Genomic DNA, 19,488 nt, shown 5'->3' with positions numbered 1-19,488 from the left:
CGGCTACCCGCCGTATCCGACCTCCCCCTTCGTGATGTCCCGGAGCCGGCCTCCCTCCATGAGCAGCGTCCGCGTGACCCCGATGGACTTCAGGAACGGCAGGTCGTGGCTCGCCACGAGCAGCGCGCCCTCGTAGGACTCCAGGGCCGTGGTCAGCTGCCGGACGCTCGCCAGGTCGAGGTTGTTCGTCGGCTCGTCGAGCATCAGCAGCTGGGGTGCCGGCTCGGCGAGCATCAGCGCCGCCAGGGTCGCCCTGAACCGCTCGCCGCCCGAGAGAGTCGCCGCCGCCTGATCGGCCCGCGCCCCCTTGAACAGGAAGTGGGCGAGGCGCGCCCTGACGCGGTTGTTCGTCGCCCCGGGAGCGAACCGCGCCACGTTCTCGGCGACGGTCAGGCCCTCGTCGAGCACGTCGAGCCGCTGTGGCAGGAAGCGCAGCGGGACATGCGCCACCGCCTCGCCCGCAACGGGATCGAGGTCCCCGGCGATCGTGCGCAGGAGCGTCGTCTTGCCCGAACCGTTGCGCCCCACGAGCGCGATCCGCTCCGGTCCGCGCACCTCGAACTCGCCCTTCACGCACGCCCCGTAGGCCATCCGCAGCTGACTCAGCGTGAAGACGCAGCGGCCGGGCGGCACCGCCGTGTGCGGCAGATCGACGCGGATCTCGTCGTCGTCGCGCACGGCGTCCACCGCCTCGTCGAGCCGCTCCTTCGCCTCGGCGAGCCGGCCCTCGTGCAGTTGGCGGTGCTTGCCCGCGGAGACCTGGGCCTGCCGTTTGCGCTGGGCCATGATCGCCTTGGGCTCGCGCTTGGTGTCCCACATCTTCTGTCCGTAGCGCTTGCGCCGGGACAACTTGACCTGGGCGTCCGCCAGTTCGCGCTTCTGCTTCTTCAGGTCGGCGTCGGCGACCCGCACCATGCGCTCCGCCGCTTCCTGTTCGGTCGCGAGCGCCTCCTCGTACGCGGAGAGGTTCCCGCCGTAGCGGACGAGGCCGCCCGGACGCAGATCGGCGATCTGGTCCACCCGTTCGAGGAGTTCACGGTCGTGGCTGACCACGACCATGATGCCCGGCCACGCCTCGACCGCCGCGTACAGGCGCCCGCGGGCGGCCAGGTCGAGGTTGTTCGTCGGCTCGTCGAGCAGCAGGACGTCGGGGCGGCGCAGGAGCAGCGCGGCGAGGCGGATCAGTACGGACTCGCCTCCCGAGAGCTCGCCGACGGTGCGGTCGAGACCGATGCGGCCCAGGCCGAGCCCGTCCAGGGTCGCGACGGCGCGCTCCTCGACGTCCCAGTCGTCGCCGACCGCGGTGAAGTGCTCGTCGCGTACGTCGCCCGCCTCGATGGCGTGCAGCGCGGCCCGGGCGCGTGCGATACCGAGCGCCTCGTCCACACGGAGCGAGGTTTCGAGGGTGACGTTCTGCGGCAGGTAGCCGATCTCACCCGCCACCTTCACCGTGCCGTCGGTCGGGACGAGTTCCCCGGCGATGAGCTTCAACAGCGTTGATTTTCCGGCACCGTTAAGGCCGATGAGGCCGGTCCTGCCGGGGCCGAACGCGGCCTGAAGGCCGTCGAAGACCCGTGTGCCGTCGGGCCAGGCGTAGGTGAGGGAGGTACAGGTGACGGAAGTGGGGGAGGTAGACATACGGCCTCGCGGTCGCTCGGAGGGAACGGTGGGCGGCGTGTCGGGACACCGCGCGCGACGACAGCCGGAAGGAACGAGAGCGCATGGGGCGCGAAGGAAAGTCCTGCACCGGATTCCGGCAGGAGGACGGCTCGGTCATCCGAGGTCGCACACGCTGGACACGTGGCGCACCAGGGGGTGCGGCCGCGTGACGCGGTGTCTCAGAACCTCAGAAGAGCAACGTCCTACTCCGATCGACGACAACAGGATCAACGGGAACGCTCAACACCGTACGAAGGCGGATGTGGGCCGTCAACGAATTATCTTGAACCCCGGCGCCCCCGCCACCACCCTCCAGGAGGAGGCCCCCGTGCCCCACGGCTCGCTCTCGCTGCCCGCCCGTCTCTTCCTGCTGGGCTTCGACACGGAGAAGGGCAGGGTCTCCGGCGCCCCGGACCTCGCGCTCTCCGTCCGCGCCGCCGCACTCGTCGAACTGGCCCGGCGCCGCATCATCAGCGACGTGGACGGGGTCGTCACCCCGGTCTTCGACGCGCGCACCGGCGACCCCGTCCTCGACGAACTGATGGAACTCGCAGAGGAGTCGAGGCCGCGCTCATGGCGTACCTGGATCGGCTACCGCTCCGGCGCCACCCTCGACACCGTGCGCCGTCAACTCGCCTCCGAGGGCTATCTGTCGGCCGAGCGCAAGCGGGTCTTCGGGCTCTTCCCCGTGACCCGGTACGGCCTGGCGCGCGCCGGATACGTGGAGGTGCTGCGGGCCGAGGTGCTGGGCGCGCTGGAGGGCGCCGAGCCGGTCGGCCGGGTGGACGAGGACGACGCGGTCCTCGCGGTGCTCGCCGCCACGGGCAAGCTGCGCCGGCTGATTCCCGGCAAGGCCCGGCGCACGCACAAGGACCGCCTCGACGACCTCGCCGCGCGCGCCGGCGGCCTGTCCCCCGAGCTGGGCCAGAGCCTGGGCGACATCCGCGCCGCCCTGGCCGCGGCCGTCAAGGCGTCGGAGGCGGCGCGGGCCTCGGCGGGCGGGGGCTGAAGAGAGGCTGAGCGGGAGTGACACGTACGTGTCGGATTTTCGCCAGCCGTGCGCGGGGGCCGGATGGTTGGGTCTACGGCATGACGAACCGTACGCACCTCAATGACCGGGCAGTGGCCTTCCGTTCGCAGCACATCGCCGGCCGCCCGCTCGTCCTGCCCAACGCCTGGGACGTCGCGAGCGCCCGCATCGTCGCGGACGCCGGAGCCGCCGCCGTCGCCACCACCAGCGCCGGGCTGTCCTGGGCCCTCGGCGTGGCCGACGGGGACCGGCTCGGCAGGGACGAGGCGCTCGACGCCGTCGCGCGGATCGCCGCCGCCGTGGACGTACCGGTGACCGCCGACATCGAGAGCGGTTACGCCGACGCGGCCCGGGACGTCGCCGCCACCGTGCGCGCCGTCCTCGACGCCGGAGCGGTCGGCGTCAACATCGAGGACGCCTGGCACGGCGGGAGCGCCCCGCTGCGGCCCGTGCAGGCGCAGGCGGAGCGGATCGCGGTGGCCCGGGCGGCGGCGGACGCGGAGGGTGTGGCGCTGTTCGTGAACGCCCGTATCGACACGTATCTGATGGGCGTGGGGGAGCCGGAGGAGCGACTCGCGACGACGCTGGAGCGGGCCGCGGGCTACCTCGCCGCGGGAGCGGACGGGATCTTCGTGCCCGGAGCCGTCGACCCGGTGACCGTGGAGGCGCTCGTCGCCGGCGTCGACGGGCCGCTCAACGTGATGGCGTGGCCCGGGGCGCCGTCCGTGCCCGAGTTCGCCGCGCTCGGGGTGGCCCGGATCAGCGTCGGCGGGGGCATCGCGCAGGCCGCGCACGCCCTCGTCCGCAGGGCGGCCCGGGAACTGCTCACCGAGGGAACGTACGGGAGCCTGGCCGGCGGGCTCGAGTACGGGGAGCTCAACACCCTCCTCGGCAGCGGGAGTTGAGCCCGGGGGGCCGAGCTCGTCGGCTGGTCAGTACGCGTCCCGCATCAGCTCCGCCAGATCGCCGTCCAGGTCCACGTGCAGATGCTCGTCGCCCACCGGCACCATCGCCGCCGTGCTGCTGAGGAAGCGGCGCAGCTCGCCCGTCCGGATGTGCACGATCGCCGTGCCTTCGTGGGCGTGGAACTCCAGGACCGTGCGGTCGAAGCCGTACGGCCGTAGCCGGACGTCGCCCGCACCGGCCGGCTCCCGCACTCCGGCCGAGAGCAGCTCGCGGGCGAACGTCCAGCTCACGTCGAAGCCTTCGAGCGTGGCCGGCGCGGGGAACGACATGCGCACGGCGAAGGGGTCCTGCATGTCGTAGCGCAACGTCGCGGGAATGGTCGACATCCGCGGCGCGGCGGCGACGAGACGGGCCTCTACGGCTTGCTCGATGACGGTGGACAACGCCTGCTCCCTTGTGACGGCTGAACGGACGGCGGTTCGGGCAACAGCTCGGACGGCGAGTCGGACGGCATGTCGGACGACGGGTGGGACGGCGGGTAGGACTCCCCGCCACTTGAAGAGACGGCGGAACGAGGGAATCCGTGCACCGGGCCGCCCAGGAAGGTGAGTGACCTCGGTCACCGGTAGGCGTCGTTCCGGTCGGCAGGCCATCTGGACGGGGCCGGGGGAGTGGGCTAGCTTCGCCCGCCATGAGGGGCATGGGGAAGTCGCGACGCATGGTGTCCATGGGGCTGGCCGGGGCGGCACTCGCCCTCGCGTTCGCTCCGGCGGGTCCGGCGCAGGCCGCCGGTGCACAAGCCGCCGGTGCACAAGCCGCCGGTGCACAAGCCGCCGGTGCGCAGGCCGGTGGAGGGCGCGCACAGGCGAAGCCGCATTGGGCACTGAAGGCATCCGGCACGGACGCGCGGTTCCGGGGGCTTGCCGCGGTGAGCCGCGACGCGGCGTGGGTGGCGGGGACCAAGGGCACGGTGCTCCGCACCTCCGACGGCGGCGCCCACTGGCGGAACGTGTCCCCGCCCGGCGCGGGCGAGTTGGAGTTCCGCGACATCGAGGCCTTCGACAGCCGGCACGCGGTCGTCCTCGCTATCGGTGAGGGCGACGCCTCGCGGGTGTTCCGCACGGACGACGGCGGGGCCACCTGGACCGAGTCCTTCCGCAACCCCGACCCGAAGGCGTTCTACGACTGCCTGACGTTCTTCGACGCCCGCCACGGCCTCGCGATGAGCGACCCCGTCGACGGCAAGTACCGGATCCTGTCCACGCGCGACGGAGGACGCTCCTGGGACGTCCTGCCCAGCGACGGCATGCCCGCGGCGCAGGAGGGCGAGGCCGGGTTCGCGGCGAGCGGCCAGTGCCTGGTCAGCTCCGGTCCGCGCGACGTGTGGCTGGCCACGGGCGGGGCCGCACGCGCGCGCGTGCTGCACTCGTCGGATCGTGGCCTGACCTGGCGGGCGACCGACGCCCCGGTCCCGGCGGGCGACCCTGCGCGCGGCGTCTTCGGCCTCGCGTTTCGCGACCGCACGCACGGCATCGCGGTCGGCGGTGACTACCGCGCGGATCAGGCGTCCCTCCGGGCCTCGGCCACGACGCGCGACGGCGGCCGCACCTGGACACCGTCCGCCGCACCCGTCCCCGCCTACCGCTCGGGCGTCACCTGGCTCCCGCACAGCCGCACGAGCGCCCTCGCGGTCGGCCCGACAGGGACCGACCTCACGCTCGACGCGGGCCGCACCTGGCGCACCGTCGACACGGGCTCGTACGACACGGCGGACTGCACCGACGACGGCGCGTGCTGGGCGTCGGGCGAGAAGGGACGCGTCGCCCGGCTGGAACGGTGACCGGGGCTGTCTAGCCGGCCAACTGCTGCCGGAAGCGCTCCAGTTCGGGTGCCGTCTTCCTCGCGATGAACTCCGTGACGCGGTACGCGCACACGTCGCCGGTGACGAAGGGGTCGGCCGCCGTGATCTTCTCGATCTGCGCGCGGTCGTCCCCGACGGCGAGGATGATCCCGCCGTCGCGCGGGTTCTTGCGGCCGGAAGCGATGAAGACACCGGCTTCGTACTGCTCGTCGAGCCAGGCGAGGTGCGCTTCGTGAAGCGCGTCGACGCGCTCGACCGGGGCCGTGTAGGTCAGCTCAAGTACAAACATGATCGCCAGGCTACCCGTGGCCCGCCGGCGCCGCGCCCTATGGTGGTCGCCACCATGAGCCACCAACAGATCCTCGCCGACTGGCCCACCGACGAACGCTCCGCCCGCGCGGTCCAGGACGAGCTGCGCGCCCGCGTCGTCCTCGACGAGCCGGGGCCCCCGCCCGGCACCGGATTCGTCACCGGTGTCGACGTGGCCTACGACGACGAGCGCGACCTCGTCGCCGCGGCGGCCGTCGTGCTCGACGCGGCGACCCTCGACGTCGTCGAGGAGTCCACCGCCGTCGGCCGGATCTCCTTCCCGTACGTGCCGGGCCTGCTGGCCTTCCGGGAGATCCCGACCGTCGTCGCCGCCCTGGAGGCGCTCAACTCCCGCCCCGGTCTCGTCGTCTGCGACGGGTACGGGCTGGCCCACCCGCGCCGCTTCGGCCTCGCCAGCCACCTCGGCGTCCTGACGGGGCTGCCCACGATCGGCGTCGCGAAGAACCCGTTCACCTTCACGCACGAGGAGCCGGACGCTCCGCGCGGCAGCTCGGCGCCCCTGCTGGACGGCGACTTGGAGGTCGGCCGGGCCCTGCGCACCCGCGACGGCGTCAAACCCGTCTACGTCTCCGTCGGCCACCGCACGAGCCTCGACACCGCGTGCGCCCACACCCTGAGCCTCACGCCGAACTACCGCCAGCCCGAAACGACCCGCAGAGCGGACGCGCTGTGCAGGCGAGCGCTGGCGGAGGCCCAGGAGGACGCCACGCGCGCGTAGCCACCTGCCGCGTCTTCGGCGAAGCAAGCCCAGGGCGCGTCGACCGCGAGCGCGGTGACCCGCTACCGCGTCGCGGCCACCCGCTGCCGCGGCGCGCGCACCGGCCACTCGTACTGGCCACGCGCACCAGCCACTCGCGAAGGCCCCGGAGAGCGCCCCGCGCGCGTGGTCACCAGCTGGGGACGGCCTCGTTCTGTCGCCTGGTCACCGCCGCGCGCGTAGCCCCTATCGCGTAGCCGCCACCCGGAATCCGATTCCCGCATCCCGCAGGCGGGTCGTCAGGGCGTCGCCCATCGCGACGGCCGTGGTGACCTGGCCCGCGGTCTCGGGCAGGTCGTCCAGGGCCAGGCACATCGCGGACTCGCCGAGCATCTTCGCCGTCTCGTCGTAGCCGGGGTCCCCGCCCGAGACCTCCGTGTACACGCGGCGGCCGCCGCCCTCGCCCACGAAGCGCACCGAGAACCAGCTCGCCGCGCGCCGCGCCTCGTCCGGCCCGTCACCCGGCTTGAGCCGTCCCGACAACCACCTGCGCGCGGGCGGCAGTTGGGCGGCGGCGAACAGCGCGCCCGTAGCCGCGACGCCGCCGAACGCGACGGGCAGGTGCCGCACCGCCGCGTAGTGCCGGTAGCGGAAGTCGGGACCGTAGCGCTCCAGCGCCCGCGCGGAGCGCTGCACGACCTGCGGGTCGATCGTCGGGAGCGGCAGCGCCCACGCGTCGACCTCCTTGGCGTAGCGCGGCGCGCCCGTCGGAGCGTACGCCCTGCGGCCGACGAGACGCGGCTGGTGCCGCCGCCGGTCCTGCTGCGCGGCCAGCATCTGCCGGCCCCGCGAGAACTGCGTCAGCGCGGACGCGAACGTGCCGCCCGAGAACGTCGCGTTCGACCGCACGTACCCGTCGATGCGCAGCGGCACGCCCTCGGGGAGCTGTCCCACCGTGAAGTGCACGCCCAGGTCGTGCGGGACCGAGTCGAAGCCGCACGCGTGGACGAGGCGCGCCCCGGTCTCCCGTGCACGGGCGTCGTGCCGTACGTACGTGACGTCGACGAACTCGGGCTCGCCGCACAGGTCCGTGTAGTCGGTGCCCTCCTCGGCACACGCGGCCACGAGGTCCTGGCCGTAGGTGACGTACGGGCCGACGGTCGTGGCCACCACGCGCGTGCGTGCCGCGAGGGCGCGCAGGGACGCCGGGTCGGCGACGTCGGCGCGGACCAGCGGCAGCACCGCGCACGCGGGGTCGATCGCGGTGAGGCGCTCGCGCAGCCGCTCCAGCTTCCCCGTGTCGCGCCCCGCGACGGCCCACCGCAGCCCCTCGGGTGCGTGTGCCGCCAGATACTCGGCGGTGAGCGCGCCGGTGAACCCGGTCGCCCCGAAGAGCACGATGTCGTACTCGCGGCCTGTCCTGTCGGCTCTGCCGGGCCTGTCCCGCATGTCCCGATCCTTGCCGTGCCCGCTGCCCTGCCTGGTCATGACACCCCTCAGCCCTGCGCCCCGCGCCGTTGTCGGTGGCCGAGGCTAGCGTGAGGGGTGAGCGGAGGTTCAGGGGCCCCGCCTGGAGCGGGAGGTCGTCGTGGCCGAGCCGAGGAAGCCGTCGCAGCGGGCGCTCAAGACGTGGGCGCGCGTACGGGAGTTCGCACTCGGGATGCCGGGTGCCACGGAGGACTTCCCCTGGGGCGAGACGGTCGCGAAGGTGAACAAGAAGGTGTTCGTGTTCCTCGGTGTGGACGACGGCAGCTGTCCGATGGGGCTCACGGTCAAGCTCAGGGACGAGGCGGCCCACGCGCACGCGCTCACGACTCCCGGCGCCGAGCCCGCCGGATACGGCCTCGGCACGGCGGGCTGGGTGCAGATCCCCCTGGAGGTGAAGGGCGCCCCGGGCGCGGAGCTGCTCTGCGACTGGGTGGAGGAGAGCTATCGGACGGTGGCCACGAAGAGACTCGTCGCCGAACTGGACGCGCGATGAGCGTCGCCCCGGGAGGTGATGGCGTGCCGTTTCACGCCTGTGCCCCCGAATCCATACGCGCCTCCTGGCGACACGGCAGCAGCGCGTCGTAAATTACTAAGCGCTTGCTCTCCAGGGGTTGTGCTGAGTGGAACACGTTCTTAGCATCGCTGGTGTTACATCAGTTGTGTCACAGTGCTGGGGGCTTGATGGCAGTGGCAGGGATGGCGAACAGCGGCCCGCTCGCCGGGGTGCGCGTGGTCGAACTGGCGGGCATCGGCCCGGGCCCGTTCGCCGCGATGCTCCTCGCCGACCTGGGCGCCGATGTCGTGCGCGTGGACCGCCCCGGTGGCGCCGGGCTCGCGATCGACCCCGAGTACGACATCACCAACCGCAACAAACGCTCCGTGATCATCGACCTCAAGGCGGACGACGGCCCGGCGCGCGTCCTCGACCTCGTCGCCAAGGCGGACGTCCTCATCGAGGGCTACCGCCCCGGGGTCGCCGAGCGGCTGGGCGTCGGCCCCGACGCCTGCCACGCCCGCAACCCGCGCCTCGTCTACGGACGCATGACCGGCTGGGGCCAGGAAGGCCCCCTCGCGCAGCGCGCCGGACACGACATCGCGTACATCGCCCTCACCGGCACCCTCGGCATGATCGGCAAGCCGGACGAGCCGCCGACCGTCCCCGCGAACCTCGTCGGTGACTTCGCGGGCGGCTCGCTCTACCTCGTCGTCGGCATCCTCGCCGCCCTCCACCACGCGCGTGACACCGGCGCGGGCCAGGTCGTGGACGCCGCCATCGTCGACGGCGCCTCGCACCTCGCCGCGATGATCCACGGCATGCTCGCGGCCGGCGGCTGGCAGGACCGGCGCGGCAGCAACCTCCTCGACGGCGGCTGCCCCTTCTACGGGACGTACGAGACCTCCGACGGCCAGTACATGGCGGTCGGCGCCCTTGAGCAGCAGTTCTACGACGAGTTCATCGCGCTCCTCGGCATCGACGGCACGGCGCCCGCCCGCAAGGACCTCGCCCGCTGGGGCGAGCTGCGCGACGCCGTCGCCGCCCGGTTCAAGACCCGTACCCGCGAGGAGTGGACGGCCGTGTTCGAGGGGTCCGACGCGTGCGTGGCGCCGGTCCTGTCCCTGCGGGAGGCGCCCGGCCACCCCCACCTGGCCGCGCGCGGCACCTTCACCGACCACGGCGGCATCACCCAGCCCGCCCCCGCACCCCGCTTCTCCGTGACTCCCACCGCTGTCCGCAGCGGCCCCGCGCAGCCGGGCGCCGACACCGCCGATGTGGCCCGCGACTGGGACGTACCGAGCCTGACGAAGGAAGAGAACTGATGGAGCTGTCCGCACCCCTCGCCTACGCAGCCGACCCCCGGCAGGCGGCCGACGACGCCGCCGCGCTCGAGTCGGCGGGCCTCGACGCCGTCTGGGTCGCGGAGGCCTACGGCTTCGACTCGCCCACGATCATGGGCTATCTCGCCGCCCGCACCGAGCGCATGAAGATCGGTGCCGCGATCCTCAACGTCTACTCGCGCACCCCCGCCCTCATCGCCCAGACCGCCGCCGGACTCGACGCCGTCTCCGGCGGCCGCGCCGTCATCGGCCTGGGCGCGTCGGGCCCGCAGGTCGTCGAGGGCTGGCACGGGAAGGCGTACGACAAGCCCCTCGGCCGTACCCGCGAGACCATCGAGCTGACCCGGCGCATCCTGCGCCGCGAGGTCATCGACCACCACGGCATCACGGACATGCCGCTGCCCCCCGAGAAGGGCGGCAGGCTCGGCAAGCCCCTGAAGATCCTTTCCAGGCCCGTGCGCCCCGAAGTCCCGCTGTACGTCGCCTCGTTGGGCCCTGCCAACGTCCGGATGACGGCCGAGATCGCGGACGGCTGGCTGCCCACCCTCTTCATCCCGGAGAAGGCCCACCAGGTGTGGGGCACCCCGCTCGCCGAGGGCGCCGCCAAGCGCGCCCCCGAGCTCGGACCGCTCCAGGTCGTCGCGGGCGGCCTGCTCGCCATCGGCGAGGACGCGGCGGCCGCCCGCGACCTCGCCCGCCCCAACATCGCCCTGTACGTGGGCGGCATGGGCGCGGTCGGCAAGAACTTCTACAACGACCTCGCCGTGGCCTACGGCTACGAGAAGGAGGCCAAGCTCATCCAGGAGCTCTACCTCTCCGGGAAGAAGAAGGAGGCGGAGGCCGCCGTTCCGGACGAGTTCTGCGAGCTCATGAGCCTGTGCGGGCCCGAGAGCTACGTGCGCGAGCGTGTCGAGGCCTTCCGCGCCGCGGGCGTCACCATGCTGAACGTCATCCCGGTCGGCCCCGAGCCCGCCCGGCTGGTCGAGACCGTCAAGAGCTGGCTGTAGAGGAGGGCACCACGATGGCAATGGAACGGCAGATCTTCACCGGGGAGCACGACGCGTTCCGCGAGACCGTGCGCACCTTCCTCGCCAAGGAGGTCACCCCGCACTACGAGCAGTGGGAGAAGGACGGCATCGTCTCGCGCGAGGCCTGGCTCGCGGCCGGACGCCAGGGCCTCCTCGGGCTCGCTGTGCCCGAGGAGTACGGGGGCGGCGGCAACGCCGACTTCCGCTACAGCGCCGTCATCGCCGAGGAGTTCACGCGCGCGGGAGCCGCCGGCCTCGCGATCGGTCTCCACAACGACATCATCGGGCCGTATCTGACGTCACTCGCCACGGACGAGCAGAAGCGCCGCTGGCTGCCCGGTTTCTGCGACGGCTCGCTGATCACCGCCATCGCGATGACCGAGCCGGGCGCCGGATCCGACCTCCAGGGCATCCGCACCTCGGCCGAGGACCGCGGCGACCACTGGGTGCTCAACGGCTCCAAGACGTTCATCTCGAACGGGATCCTCGCCGACCTCGTGATCGTCGTCGCGAAGACGACGCCCGACGGTGGCGCCCACGGCCTGTCCCTCCTGGTCGTCGAGCGCGGGACGGAGGGCTTCGAGCGCGGCCGCAACCTCGACAAGATCGGCCAGAAGTCCCAGGACACGGCCGAGCTCTTCTTCAACGACGTACGTGTTCCGAAGGAGAATCTCCTCGGCGAGCTCAACGGCGCCTTCGTCCACCTGATGACGAACCTCGCGCAGGAGCGCATGGGCATCGCCGTCGCCGGGATCGCCGCCGCGGAGCACCTCCTGGAGATCACCACGACCTACGTCAAGGAGCGCGAGGCCTTCGGCCGGCCGCTCGCCAAGCTCCAGCACATCCGGTTCGAGATAGCCGAGATGGCCACCGAGTGCGCCGTCACCCGGACCTTCCTGGACCGCTGCATCGTCGACCACTCGAACGGTGAGCTCGACGCGGTGCACGCCTCGATGGCCAAGTGGTGGGCGACCGAGCTCCAGAAGCGTGTGGCGGACCGCTGCCTCCAGCTCCACGGCGGCTACGGCTACATGGCGGAGTACCGGGTGGCCAAGGCCTTCACCGACGGACGCATCCAGACGATCTACGGCGGCACGACCGAGATCATGAAGGAGATCATCGGGCGCTCCCTGCTCGGCTGACTCCCCACCGACCTTCCGGCCCGGCCCACCCTCGACGCCCGGCCCACCCTCATTGAAAGGCAAGCGAGTGAGCACCGAAGCGTACGTGTACGACGCGATCCGCACCCCGCGCGGACGCGGCAAGGCGACCGGCTCCCTGCACGGGACCAAGCCGATCGACCTCGTCGTCGGCCTCATCCACGAGATCCAGGCCCGCTTCCCGGACCTCGACCCGGCCGCCATCGACGACATTGTGCTCGGCGTCGTCGGCCCGGTCGGCGACCAGGGCTCCGACATCGCGCGGATCGCGGCCATCGCCGCCGGACTGCCCGACACCGTGGCCGGTGTGCAGGAGAACCGCTTCTGTGCCTCGGGCCTCGAAGCGGTCAACCTGGCCGCCATGAAGGTCCGTTCGGGCTGGGAGGACCTCGTCCTCGCCGGCGGCGTCGAGTCGATGTCGCGCGTCCCGATGGCCTCGGACGGCGGCGCCTGGTTCGCCGACCCGATGACCAACTACGAGACGGGCTTCGTGCCGCAGGGCATCGGCGCGGACCTGATCGCCACCATCGAGGGCTTCTCGCGGCGCGACGTCGACGAGTACGCGGCGCTCTCGCAGGAGCGCGCGGCCGCCGCAGTGAAGGACGGCCGCTTCGCCCGCTCCGTCGTGCCCGTCACGGACCGCAGCGGCCTGACCGTCCTCGACCACGACGAGTTCCTGCGCCCCGGCACGACCGCCGACTCGCTCGCCAAGCTGAAGCCGTCGTTCGCGGACATCGGCGACCTCGGCGGCTTCGACGCCGTCGCGCTGCAGAAGTACCACTGGGTCGAGAAGATCGACCACGTCCACCACGCGGGCAACTCCTCCGGCATCGTCGACGGCGCGTCCCTCGTCGCCATCGGCACCAAGGAGGTCGGCGAGCGCCACGGCCTGACCCCGCGCGCGCGGATCGTCTCCGCGGCCGTCTCCGGCTCCGAGCCGACGATCATGCTCACCGGCCCCGCGCCCGCCAGCCGCAAGGCCCTCGCCAAGGCCGGTCTGACCATCGACGACATCGACCTCGTCGAGATCAACGAGGCCTTCGCCGCCGTCGTCCTGCGCTTCGTCAAGGACATGGGCCTCTCCCTCGACAAGGTCAACGTCAACGGCGGCGCCATCGCGCTCGGCCACCCGCTCGGCGCCACCGGCGCGATGATCCTCGGCACCCTCATCGACGAGCTGGAGCGTCAGGACAAGCGCTACGGCCTCGCCACACTGTGCGTCGGCGGCGGCATGGGCATCGCCACCATCGTCGAGCGTCTCTGACCGTCCTTCCCGCACTGGCATCTACGGAGCAGCAGAAATGACAGCACTTTCGGCGAGTACCACCATCCGCTGGGAACAGGACGAGACCGGCATCGTCACCCTCGTCCTCGACGACCCCAACCAGTCCGCGAACACGATGAACCAGGCGTTCAAGGACTCGATCGCCGCGATCGCCGACCGCGCCGAGGCCGAGAAGGACTCGATCCGCGGCATCATCTACACCTCCGCGAAGAAGACGTTCTTCGCCGGCGGTGACCTCAAGGACATGATGAAGGCCGGCCCCGAGAACGCCCAGCAGGCGTTCGAGACCGGCACCGGCATCAAGAACTCCCTGCGCCGCATCGAGACGCTCGGCAAGCCCGTCGTCGCGGCGATCAACGGCGCGGCCCTGGGCGGCGGTTACGAGATCGCGCTCGCCTCCCACCACCGCATCGCCCTCGACGCGCCCGGCTCCAAGATCGGCCTCCCGGAGGTCACGCTCGGCCTGCTCCCCGCGGGCGGCGGCGTGACCCGCACCGTACGCCTCATGGGCATCACCGACGCCCTGCTGAAGGTGCTCCTCCAGGGCACCCAGTACACCCCGAAGCGCGCCCTGGAGAACGGCCTCGTCCACGAAGTGGCCGCCACCCCCGAGGAGATGCTCGCCCAGGCGCGCGCCTTCATCGACGCCAACCCCGAGTCGCAGCAGCCCTGGGACAAGCCCGGCTACCGCATCCCGGGCGGCACCCCGGCCAACCCGAAGTTCGCGGCGAACCTGCCCGCCTTCCCGGCCAACCTCAAGAAGCAGCTGAACGGCGCCCCGTACCCGGCCCCGCGCAACATCCTCGCCACGGCCGTCGAGGGCTCCCAGGTCGACTTCGAGACGGCCCTGACCATCGAGGCGCGCTACTTCACCGAGCTCGTCACCGGCCAGACCGCGAAGAACATGATCCAGGCGTTCTTCTTCGACCTCCAGGCCGTCAACTCCGGCGCGAACCGGCCCAAGGGCATCGAGAAGCGCACCGTCCGCAAGGTCGCCGTCCTCGGCGCCGGCATGATGGGCGCGGGCATCGCCTACTCGTGCGCCCGCGCGGGCATCGAGGTCGTCCTCAAGGACGTGACCGCCGACGCCGCCGCCCGGGGCAAGAACTACTCCGAGAAGCTCTGCGCCAAGGCCGTCTCCCGCGGCCGCACCACGCAGGAGAAAGCGGACGCGCTCCTCGCCCGCATCACACCCACCGCCGAACCGCAGGACCTCGCGGGCTGCGACGCCGTGATCGAGGCCGTCTTCGAGGACCCGGCGCTCAAGCACAAGGTGTTCAAGGAGATCCAGCACGTCATCGAGCCCGACGCGCTGCTGTGCTCCAACACCTCGACCCTGCCGATCACCCTGCTCGCCGAGGGCGTCGAGCGGGCCGAGGACTTCATCGGACTGCACTTCTTCTCACCCGTCGACAAGATGCCGCTCGTCGAGATCATCAAGGGCGAGCGCAGCGGTGACGAGGCGCTCGCCCGCGCCTTCGACCTGGTCCGCCAGATCAACAAGACGCCGATCGTCGTGAACGACTCGCGCGGGTTCTTCACCTCCCGCGTCATCGGGCACTTCATCAACGAGGGCGTCGCGATGGTCGCCGAGGGCATCGAGCCCGCCTCCGTCGAGCAGGCCGCGGCCCAGGCCGGCTACCCGGCCAAGGTCCTGTCTCTCATGGACGAGCTGACCCTCACCCTGCCCCGCAAGATCCGTAACGAGACGAAGCGAGCTGTCGAGGAGGCGGGCGGCACCTGGGCCGGCCACCCCTCGGATGTCGTCATCGACCGCATGGTCGAGGAGTTCGACCGTCCCGGACGCAGCGGCGGCGCGGGCTTCTACGAGTACGTGGACGGCAAGCGCGCCGGTCTGTGGCCGGGGCTGCGCGAGCACTTCACCAAGCCCGGGTACGAGATCCCGTTCAAGGACATGCAGGAGCGCATGCTCTTCTCCGAGGCGCTCGACACGGTGCGCCTCCTGGAGGAGGGCGTCCTGACCTCGGTCGCGGACGCCAACATCGGGTCCATCTTCGGCATCGGCTTCCCGGGCTGGACCGGCGGAGTCCTGCAGTACATCAACGGCTACGAGGGCGGTCTGCCCGGCTTCGTGGCCCGCTCGCGCGAACTCGCCGAGCGCTACGGCGAGCGTTTCCAGCCGACCGCGCTGCTCGTCGAGAAGGCCGGGAAGGGCGAGACCTTCACCGACGCCTGACGGTCACGGGGTTCCGCGCCGGGGGCTCAGCCCTCGGCGCGGAACGCCTCCCGCAACTGCTCCTTGAGCGACCGCTGGAACGCGGTCACGAGGGCCTGCACCACCATCGGCTGCATATGGGCCGACAGCGACTTCATCGCCGCCACGTGCGAGGGATCCTCGGGGTTCGACTCCCGCTCCCGGTAGGGCCCCCACACCTCGTCGCGGAACAGCCGCGTCAGCTCCTGGGCGGCGTCCCGCGTGTGCTCCATGAGGACGGTGCGCGCCGCGAGGATCGTCTCGTGCGCGATCGGCACCCCGAGCAGCTCCACCCCGAGCCGCAGCAGACCGGGGTCCACGCGGAAGCTGTCGCTGTCCTCCTGGTACGCGACGACGCCCATCGCGGCGAGCCGGTCCAGATCCTCCCGGGACAGGGCCCGCCCGGCCCGGCGCTCCAGCTCGGCCCGTGTGACGTCCTCCGCCGAGTCCGGGGCCCAGGTCGCCACCAGGGCGCGGTGGATCGCCAGGTCGTCCGCGCTCAGGTCCGGGGGCAGCTGCTCCAGATACCGCTCGATCGCCGCGAGCGTCATGCCCTGGTGCTGGAGCTCCTCGATGAGCGCGAGCCGGGAGAGGTGGTCCCGGCCGTAGTGGCCGACCCGGCGCGGCCCGATCACGGGCGGCGGGAGCAGGCCCTTCGTGCTGTAGAAGCGGATCGTACGGACGGTGACGCCCGCGCGCGCGGCCAGTTCGTCGACCGTGAGCGTCGGATCCTCGGTGTCCGTCGTCATGCTGCGCCTCGCTTCTCGGGTCCGCGACCTGCCGTGCTCCGGTTCCACGCCCGGTAGGTTCAACAGTATTGCTGACACACCAATGTTGTGAAAGCGCGCTGCGACGGAAAAGGCGGGCACCCAGGGGTCGTTCGGGAATGAGCGAGTGCTTATACGCCTCGCCGAACCCGCTGTACAGAGGCTGATCATCATGTGAGAAGTCCCGCTATGTGATCTCCGCCACCGCGTGCTGCTCGCCTCGTGGGGGAAGGTGCACAGTCGGTCCGCGCCATGTCAGGAATGTCGCGGGCCGCAGCACATCCGGACCCCGGAGCGATCCGGGCACCACAGAGGGATCCCCCCACGTGAGCAAGGAAGCCGCCAACACGGCGCTGGACGCATCCCGCACAGATGCGTCCCAGGCGCCCGCCGACGCGGGTGACGCCGGCTACAGCAAGGACCTCAAGGCCCGCCACGTCAACATGATCGCGATCGGTGGCGCGATCGGTACCGGACTGTTCCTCGGAGCGGGTGGCCGCCTCCACTCGGCGGGCCCCGCACTCGCCGTCGCGTACCTCGTCTGCGGAGTCTTCGCGTACCTGGTCGTGCGCGCCCTCGGTGAGATGGTCGTGTACCGGCCGTCCTCCGGTTCCTTCGTGTCGTACGCGCGTGAGTTCCTCGGCGAGAAGGGCGCCTACGTCGCCGGCTGGATGTACTTCCTGAACTGGTCGATGACAGGCATCGCGGACATCACCGCGATCGCCCTGTACACCCAGTACTGGAGTGCCTTCACGACCATTCCGCAGTGGGTGCTCGCACTGATCGCCCTCGCGGTCGTGCTCGGCGTGAACCTGATCTCGGTGAAGTACTTCGGCGAGATGGAATTCTGGTTCGCGATCATCAAGGTGGCCACGCTCGTCGCCTTCCTGTTCGTGGGCATCTTCCTGATCGCCACCCAGCACCCGATCGACGGCCAGACCCCGGGCCTGAGCATGATCACGGACCACGGCGGATTCATGCCGAGCGGCACCATGTCGGTGATCCTCGTGATGCAGGGCGTCGTCTTCGCCTACGCCGCCCTGGAGCTGGTGGGTGTCGCGGCGGGCGAGACCGCCGACCCGCAGAAGGTCGTCCCGCGCGCGGTGAACTCGATCATGTGGCGCGTCGGTCTCTTCTACTGCGGCTCGGTGGTGCTGCTCGCGCTGCTGCTCCCGTCCTCGGTGTACTCGTCGGACGAGAGCCCGTTCGTCACGCTGTTCAGCAAGCTGGGCGTCGGCGGCATCGGCGACATCATGAACCTGGTCGTGCTCACCGCGGCCATGTCCAGCCTCAACTCCGGCCTCTACTCCACCGGCCGCATCCTGCGCTCCATGGCGATGTCGGGCTCCGCGCCGAAGTTCACCGCACGCATGAACCGCAGCCAGGTGCCGTACGGCGGCATCCTGCTCACCGCCGGTGTCGGCGTCCTGGGCGTGGGCCTCAACTACCTCCTCCCGCACGACGCCTTCGAGATCGTCATCGAGGTCTCCTCGATCGGCATCATCGGCACCTGGGTCATGATCATGGTCGCCCACCTGGCGTTCGTCCGGCGGGCCAAGCAGGGCCTGATCAAGCGGCCGTCGTTCCGCCTGCCCTGGTCCCCGGTCACCGAGATCGTCACGATCGTCTTCCTGCTGCTCGTGCTCGGCCTCATGTGGAACGACCCGGACACGGGCCGCAAGACCCTGATGCTGATCCCGGTCATCGTGGTCCTGCTCGTCGCGGGCTGGTTCGCCGCCCGCCGCCGCATCCGGCGCGAGGCGACCCAGGAACTGGCCAAGCTGACCGACGGCGAATAGCGCCGCCCCCCACTGTCAGCGGCAGCCCCTACGGTGGCGTCATATCGAAGATCGCCCATGTCTTCGAGGTGGCGCCACCGTGCCGTTGGGCATCGTGGTGACGGTGCAGGACCACCGGGGCTTCGCCGCACGTTGCGAGTCGGGGGTGGTCGGGTAGGCCCAAGGCATGGCCCTTGTACCCCTGCCCCTGGAATTCCACCTCAAGGTGGGTCAAGTCGGCGCATCGGTCGCCCTGTTCGCGGCGGGGGTCCTCGGCCGGGCGCGGCGGTGGTCCGGCGCGCAGGGCGCGGCCGCCCCTGGGTGCGAGCAACCGCCTCAGCCTTGCCAGTGCGCCCCCGTCCGGCCCCGCGCGGACCTCACCGGCGTGCCGCTCGGCCCGGTCGCCGCCGCCGAGACGGACCTGCGCACCTGCGTCTCGGAGCTCGCGTCCGACCTGGCGTCCCGGTTGGGCAGTGAGTCGACGGGCAGTGGCGGCATGGCACACCCCTGACCGGTACCACCGGGGTCCCGGGGTCGCATACTGGATCACGTATCACCCGGGAACCGCTGGGGAGCCGCATGAAGCAGCACGAGCCCGATCCGGAGCCGCCCCCGCCCGGCGGCATCCTGTGGGACATCGCAGGTGAGGTGCGGTCTCTGCTCGCGCTTCCGGCGGCGCTCACCCTTCAGGTCGCCCACCCGGCCGTCGGCGCCGGCGTAGACGAGCACTCCGTGTTCCGCACGGACCCCTGGGGCCGCGGCGAGCGCTCCCTGCGCTCGGTGATGCTGTGGGTCTACGGCGGTGACGCCGCCGCGCAGGAGGGGCGCCGCCTGCGGCAGCTCCACCGCACCATCCGCGGCACCGACACCCGGGGCCGCAGCTACCACGCGCTGACCCCCGCCTACTACGCCTGGGTCCACGCCACCGGCTTCCCCGTCTACCGCCAGGCCCAGCGCTACCTCGGCCGCCGTCCCTTCACCGAGACGCAGGAGCGCCGGCTCTACGCGGAGTGGCTCCAGGTCGGCCGGATCCTCGGCCTGCACGACCGGGACATGCCGCAGACCGTCGAGGAATTCTGGCCCTACTACCGCAAGGTCCTGGCCGACGAGATCGAGCTGACCACGGTCGTCCGTGAACTCGTCGCGGTCGACGTGCCTGTCCCGCCGCCCGACCGCGGGCCGCTGCCGGTCAGGCTCGCGCTGCGCGCACTGTGGCCGGTGCTGCTGCCCCCGCTGGCCCGCTTCCGCCGCTTCCTCACGATCGGGCTGATGCCGCCCGACGCGCGGGAGGCCATCGGCCTGCCATGGACCCCGGCCCAGGAGCGCGGGCTGAGACGGTTCGGCGCGGTCGTACGGCGGGTGGCGCCGCTCCTGCCGGAGCGCCTGCGCTATCTGCCGATGGCGAGACGGGCACGAGCCGCCGAAGCGGCCCGCGCCCGCTGACAGGC

Annotated in this window: 18 protein-coding genes; 13 read left to right on the top strand and 5 right to left on the bottom strand. The window is 71.6% G+C overall.

Features of this window, described 5'->3' with window-relative positions; genetic code table 11:
- Positions 1–3 precede the first annotated feature (3 nt).
- Positions 4–1,638, bottom strand: coding sequence for an ABC-F family ATP-binding cassette domain-containing protein (locus OG456_RS05455; RefSeq protein WP_266557738.1), 1,635 nt, complete (start codon positions 1,636–1,638; stop codon positions 4–6).
- Positions 1,639–1,942: 304 nt separating this feature from the next.
- Here OG456_RS05455 and OG456_RS05450 point away from each other — a divergent pair, with 304 nt between their 5' ends.
- Both OG456_RS05450 and OG456_RS05445 read left to right on the top strand, forming a co-directional pair.
- Complete coding sequence (locus OG456_RS05450; protein ID WP_266557736.1) at positions 1,943–2,668, top strand: GPP34 family phosphoprotein; 726 nt, start codon at positions 1,943–1,945, stop codon at positions 2,666–2,668.
- Between the two features lie 80 nt (positions 2,669–2,748).
- A complete protein-coding gene (locus OG456_RS05445; RefSeq protein WP_266557734.1) occupies positions 2,749–3,594 on the top strand; it encodes an isocitrate lyase/phosphoenolpyruvate mutase family protein in 846 nt (281 codons plus the stop codon).
- Positions 3,595–3,621: 27 nt separating this feature from the next.
- Here the strand turns inward: OG456_RS05445 and OG456_RS05440 are convergent, their stop codons facing one another.
- The gene (locus tag OG456_RS05440; protein WP_266557732.1) at positions 3,622–4,038 is read right to left on the bottom strand and encodes an SsgA family sporulation/cell division regulator; all 417 of its coding nucleotides are present in this window, start codon (positions 4,036–4,038) and stop codon (positions 3,622–3,624) included.
- A 248-nt stretch (positions 4,039–4,286) separates the two neighbouring features.
- Between OG456_RS05440 and OG456_RS05435 the strand changes: the two genes are divergently transcribed.
- Positions 4,287–5,435, top strand: a complete 1,149-nt coding sequence (locus OG456_RS05435; protein WP_266557730.1) for an oxidoreductase — start codon at positions 4,287–4,289, stop codon at positions 5,433–5,435.
- 10 nt (positions 5,436–5,445) lie between these two features.
- On the opposite strand, the gene OG456_RS05430 is transcribed toward OG456_RS05435, so the two are convergent.
- Positions 5,446–5,745 (bottom strand): YciI family protein, encoded by a 300-nt coding sequence (locus tag OG456_RS05430; RefSeq protein ID WP_266557728.1) that lies wholly within the window; start codon positions 5,743–5,745, stop codon positions 5,446–5,448.
- A gap of 54 nt (positions 5,746–5,799) precedes the next feature.
- Here OG456_RS05430 and OG456_RS05425 point away from each other — a divergent pair, with 54 nt between their 5' ends.
- Positions 5,800–6,504: an endonuclease V gene (locus tag OG456_RS05425; protein ID WP_266557726.1), complete on the top strand. Its 705-nt coding sequence runs from the start codon at positions 5,800–5,802 to the stop codon at positions 6,502–6,504.
- 225 nt (positions 6,505–6,729) lie between these two features.
- On the opposite strand, the gene OG456_RS05420 is transcribed toward OG456_RS05425, so the two are convergent.
- A complete protein-coding gene (locus OG456_RS05420; RefSeq protein ID WP_266557724.1) occupies positions 6,730–7,932 on the bottom strand; it encodes a trans-acting enoyl reductase family protein in 1,203 nt (400 codons plus the stop codon).
- A gap of 211 nt (positions 7,933–8,143) precedes the next feature.
- On the opposite strand from OG456_RS05420, the gene OG456_RS05415 reads away from it, so the two are divergent.
- From OG456_RS05415 to OG456_RS05390, 6 genes are all read left to right on the top strand, one after another.
- A complete protein-coding gene (locus OG456_RS05415; protein ID WP_266569064.1) occupies positions 8,144–8,464 on the top strand; it encodes an MmcQ/YjbR family DNA-binding protein in 321 nt (106 codons plus the stop codon).
- A gap of 188 nt (positions 8,465–8,652) precedes the next feature.
- Positions 8,653–9,789, top strand: a complete 1,137-nt coding sequence (locus OG456_RS05410) for a CaiB/BaiF CoA-transferase family protein (RefSeq protein ID WP_323136300.1) — start codon at positions 8,653–8,655, stop codon at positions 9,787–9,789.
- On the top strand, positions 9,789–10,814 hold the full coding sequence (locus OG456_RS05405; protein ID WP_266557722.1) for an LLM class F420-dependent oxidoreductase: 1,026 nt from the start codon (positions 9,789–9,791) through the stop codon (positions 10,812–10,814). Before OG456_RS05410 ends, OG456_RS05405 begins: the two co-directional genes overlap by 1 nt.
- 20 nt (positions 10,815–10,834) lie before the next feature.
- Positions 10,835–11,977: an acyl-CoA dehydrogenase family protein gene (locus tag OG456_RS05400; RefSeq protein ID WP_266569060.1), complete on the top strand. Its 1,143-nt coding sequence runs from the start codon at positions 10,835–10,837 to the stop codon at positions 11,975–11,977.
- A 67-nt stretch (positions 11,978–12,044) separates the two neighbouring features.
- The gene (locus OG456_RS05395) at positions 12,045–13,259 is read left to right on the top strand and encodes an acetyl-CoA C-acetyltransferase (RefSeq protein ID WP_266557720.1); all 1,215 of its coding nucleotides are present in this window, start codon (positions 12,045–12,047) and stop codon (positions 13,257–13,259) included.
- Positions 13,260–13,296: 37 nt separating this feature from the next.
- Positions 13,297–15,477, top strand: a complete 2,181-nt coding sequence (locus OG456_RS05390) for a 3-hydroxyacyl-CoA dehydrogenase NAD-binding domain-containing protein (protein ID WP_266557718.1) — start codon at positions 13,297–13,299, stop codon at positions 15,475–15,477.
- Between the two features lie 26 nt (positions 15,478–15,503).
- Here the strand turns inward: OG456_RS05390 and OG456_RS05385 are convergent, their stop codons facing one another.
- The gene (locus OG456_RS05385; RefSeq protein ID WP_266557716.1) at positions 15,504–16,244 is read right to left on the bottom strand and encodes a MerR family transcriptional regulator; all 741 of its coding nucleotides are present in this window, start codon (positions 16,242–16,244) and stop codon (positions 15,504–15,506) included.
- A gap of 344 nt (positions 16,245–16,588) precedes the next feature.
- Here OG456_RS05385 and OG456_RS05380 point away from each other — a divergent pair, with 344 nt between their 5' ends.
- From OG456_RS05380 to OG456_RS05370, 3 genes are all read left to right on the top strand, one after another.
- Positions 16,589–18,061, top strand: a complete 1,473-nt coding sequence (locus tag OG456_RS05380) for an amino acid permease (RefSeq protein WP_266557714.1) — start codon at positions 16,589–16,591, stop codon at positions 18,059–18,061.
- A 166-nt stretch (positions 18,062–18,227) separates the two neighbouring features.
- A complete protein-coding gene (locus tag OG456_RS05375; RefSeq protein ID WP_266557712.1) occupies positions 18,228–18,551 on the top strand; it encodes a hypothetical protein in 324 nt (107 codons plus the stop codon).
- Positions 18,552–18,619: 68 nt separating this feature from the next.
- The gene (locus OG456_RS05370) at positions 18,620–19,483 is read left to right on the top strand and encodes an oxygenase MpaB family protein (protein WP_266557710.1); all 864 of its coding nucleotides are present in this window, start codon (positions 18,620–18,622) and stop codon (positions 19,481–19,483) included.
- The last annotated feature ends 5 nt before the right edge of the window (positions 19,484–19,488 follow it).

This window comes from Streptomyces sp. NBC_01446 (assembly GCF_026340095.1).
GTDB classification, from domain to species: Bacteria; Actinomycetota; Actinomycetes; order Streptomycetales; family Streptomycetaceae; genus Streptomyces; species Streptomyces aureus.
The sequence above is the reverse complement of the archived record's forward strand: the minus strand, read 5'-3'. Positions and strand labels throughout refer to the sequence as shown.

Coding starts and splice junctions, on each gene's coding strand:
- OG456_RS05455 (WP_266557738.1), bottom strand. CDS start 1,638: ATGTCTACCTCCCCCACTTCCGTCACCTGTACCTCCCTCACCTACGCC.
- OG456_RS05445 (WP_266557734.1), top strand. CDS start 2,749: ATGACGAACCGTACGCACCTCAATGACCGGGCAGTGGCCTTCCGTTCG.
- OG456_RS05435 (WP_266557730.1), top strand. CDS start 4,287: ATGAGGGGCATGGGGAAGTCGCGACGCATGGTGTCCATGGGGCTGGCC.
- OG456_RS05430 (WP_266557728.1), bottom strand. CDS start 5,745: ATGTTTGTACTTGAGCTGACCTACACGGCCCCGGTCGAGCGCGTCGAC.
- OG456_RS05425 (WP_266557726.1), top strand. CDS start 5,800: ATGAGCCACCAACAGATCCTCGCCGACTGGCCCACCGACGAACGCTCC.
- OG456_RS05420 (WP_266557724.1), bottom strand. CDS start 7,932: ATGCGGGACAGGCCCGGCAGAGCCGACAGGACAGGCCGCGAGTACGAC.
- OG456_RS05415 (WP_266569064.1), top strand. CDS start 8,144: ATGCCGGGTGCCACGGAGGACTTCCCCTGGGGCGAGACGGTCGCGAAG.
- OG456_RS05410 (WP_323136300.1), top strand. CDS start 8,653: ATGGCAGTGGCAGGGATGGCGAACAGCGGCCCGCTCGCCGGGGTGCGC.
- OG456_RS05405 (WP_266557722.1), top strand. CDS start 9,789: ATGGAGCTGTCCGCACCCCTCGCCTACGCAGCCGACCCCCGGCAGGCG.
- OG456_RS05400 (WP_266569060.1), top strand. CDS start 10,835: ATGGAACGGCAGATCTTCACCGGGGAGCACGACGCGTTCCGCGAGACC.
- OG456_RS05390 (WP_266557718.1), top strand. CDS start 13,297: ATGACAGCACTTTCGGCGAGTACCACCATCCGCTGGGAACAGGACGAG.
- OG456_RS05385 (WP_266557716.1), bottom strand. CDS start 16,244: ATGACGACGGACACCGAGGATCCGACGCTCACGGTCGACGAACTGGCC.
- OG456_RS05375 (WP_266557712.1), top strand. CDS start 18,228: ATGGCCCTTGTACCCCTGCCCCTGGAATTCCACCTCAAGGTGGGTCAA.
- OG456_RS05370 (WP_266557710.1), top strand. CDS start 18,620: ATGAAGCAGCACGAGCCCGATCCGGAGCCGCCCCCGCCCGGCGGCATC.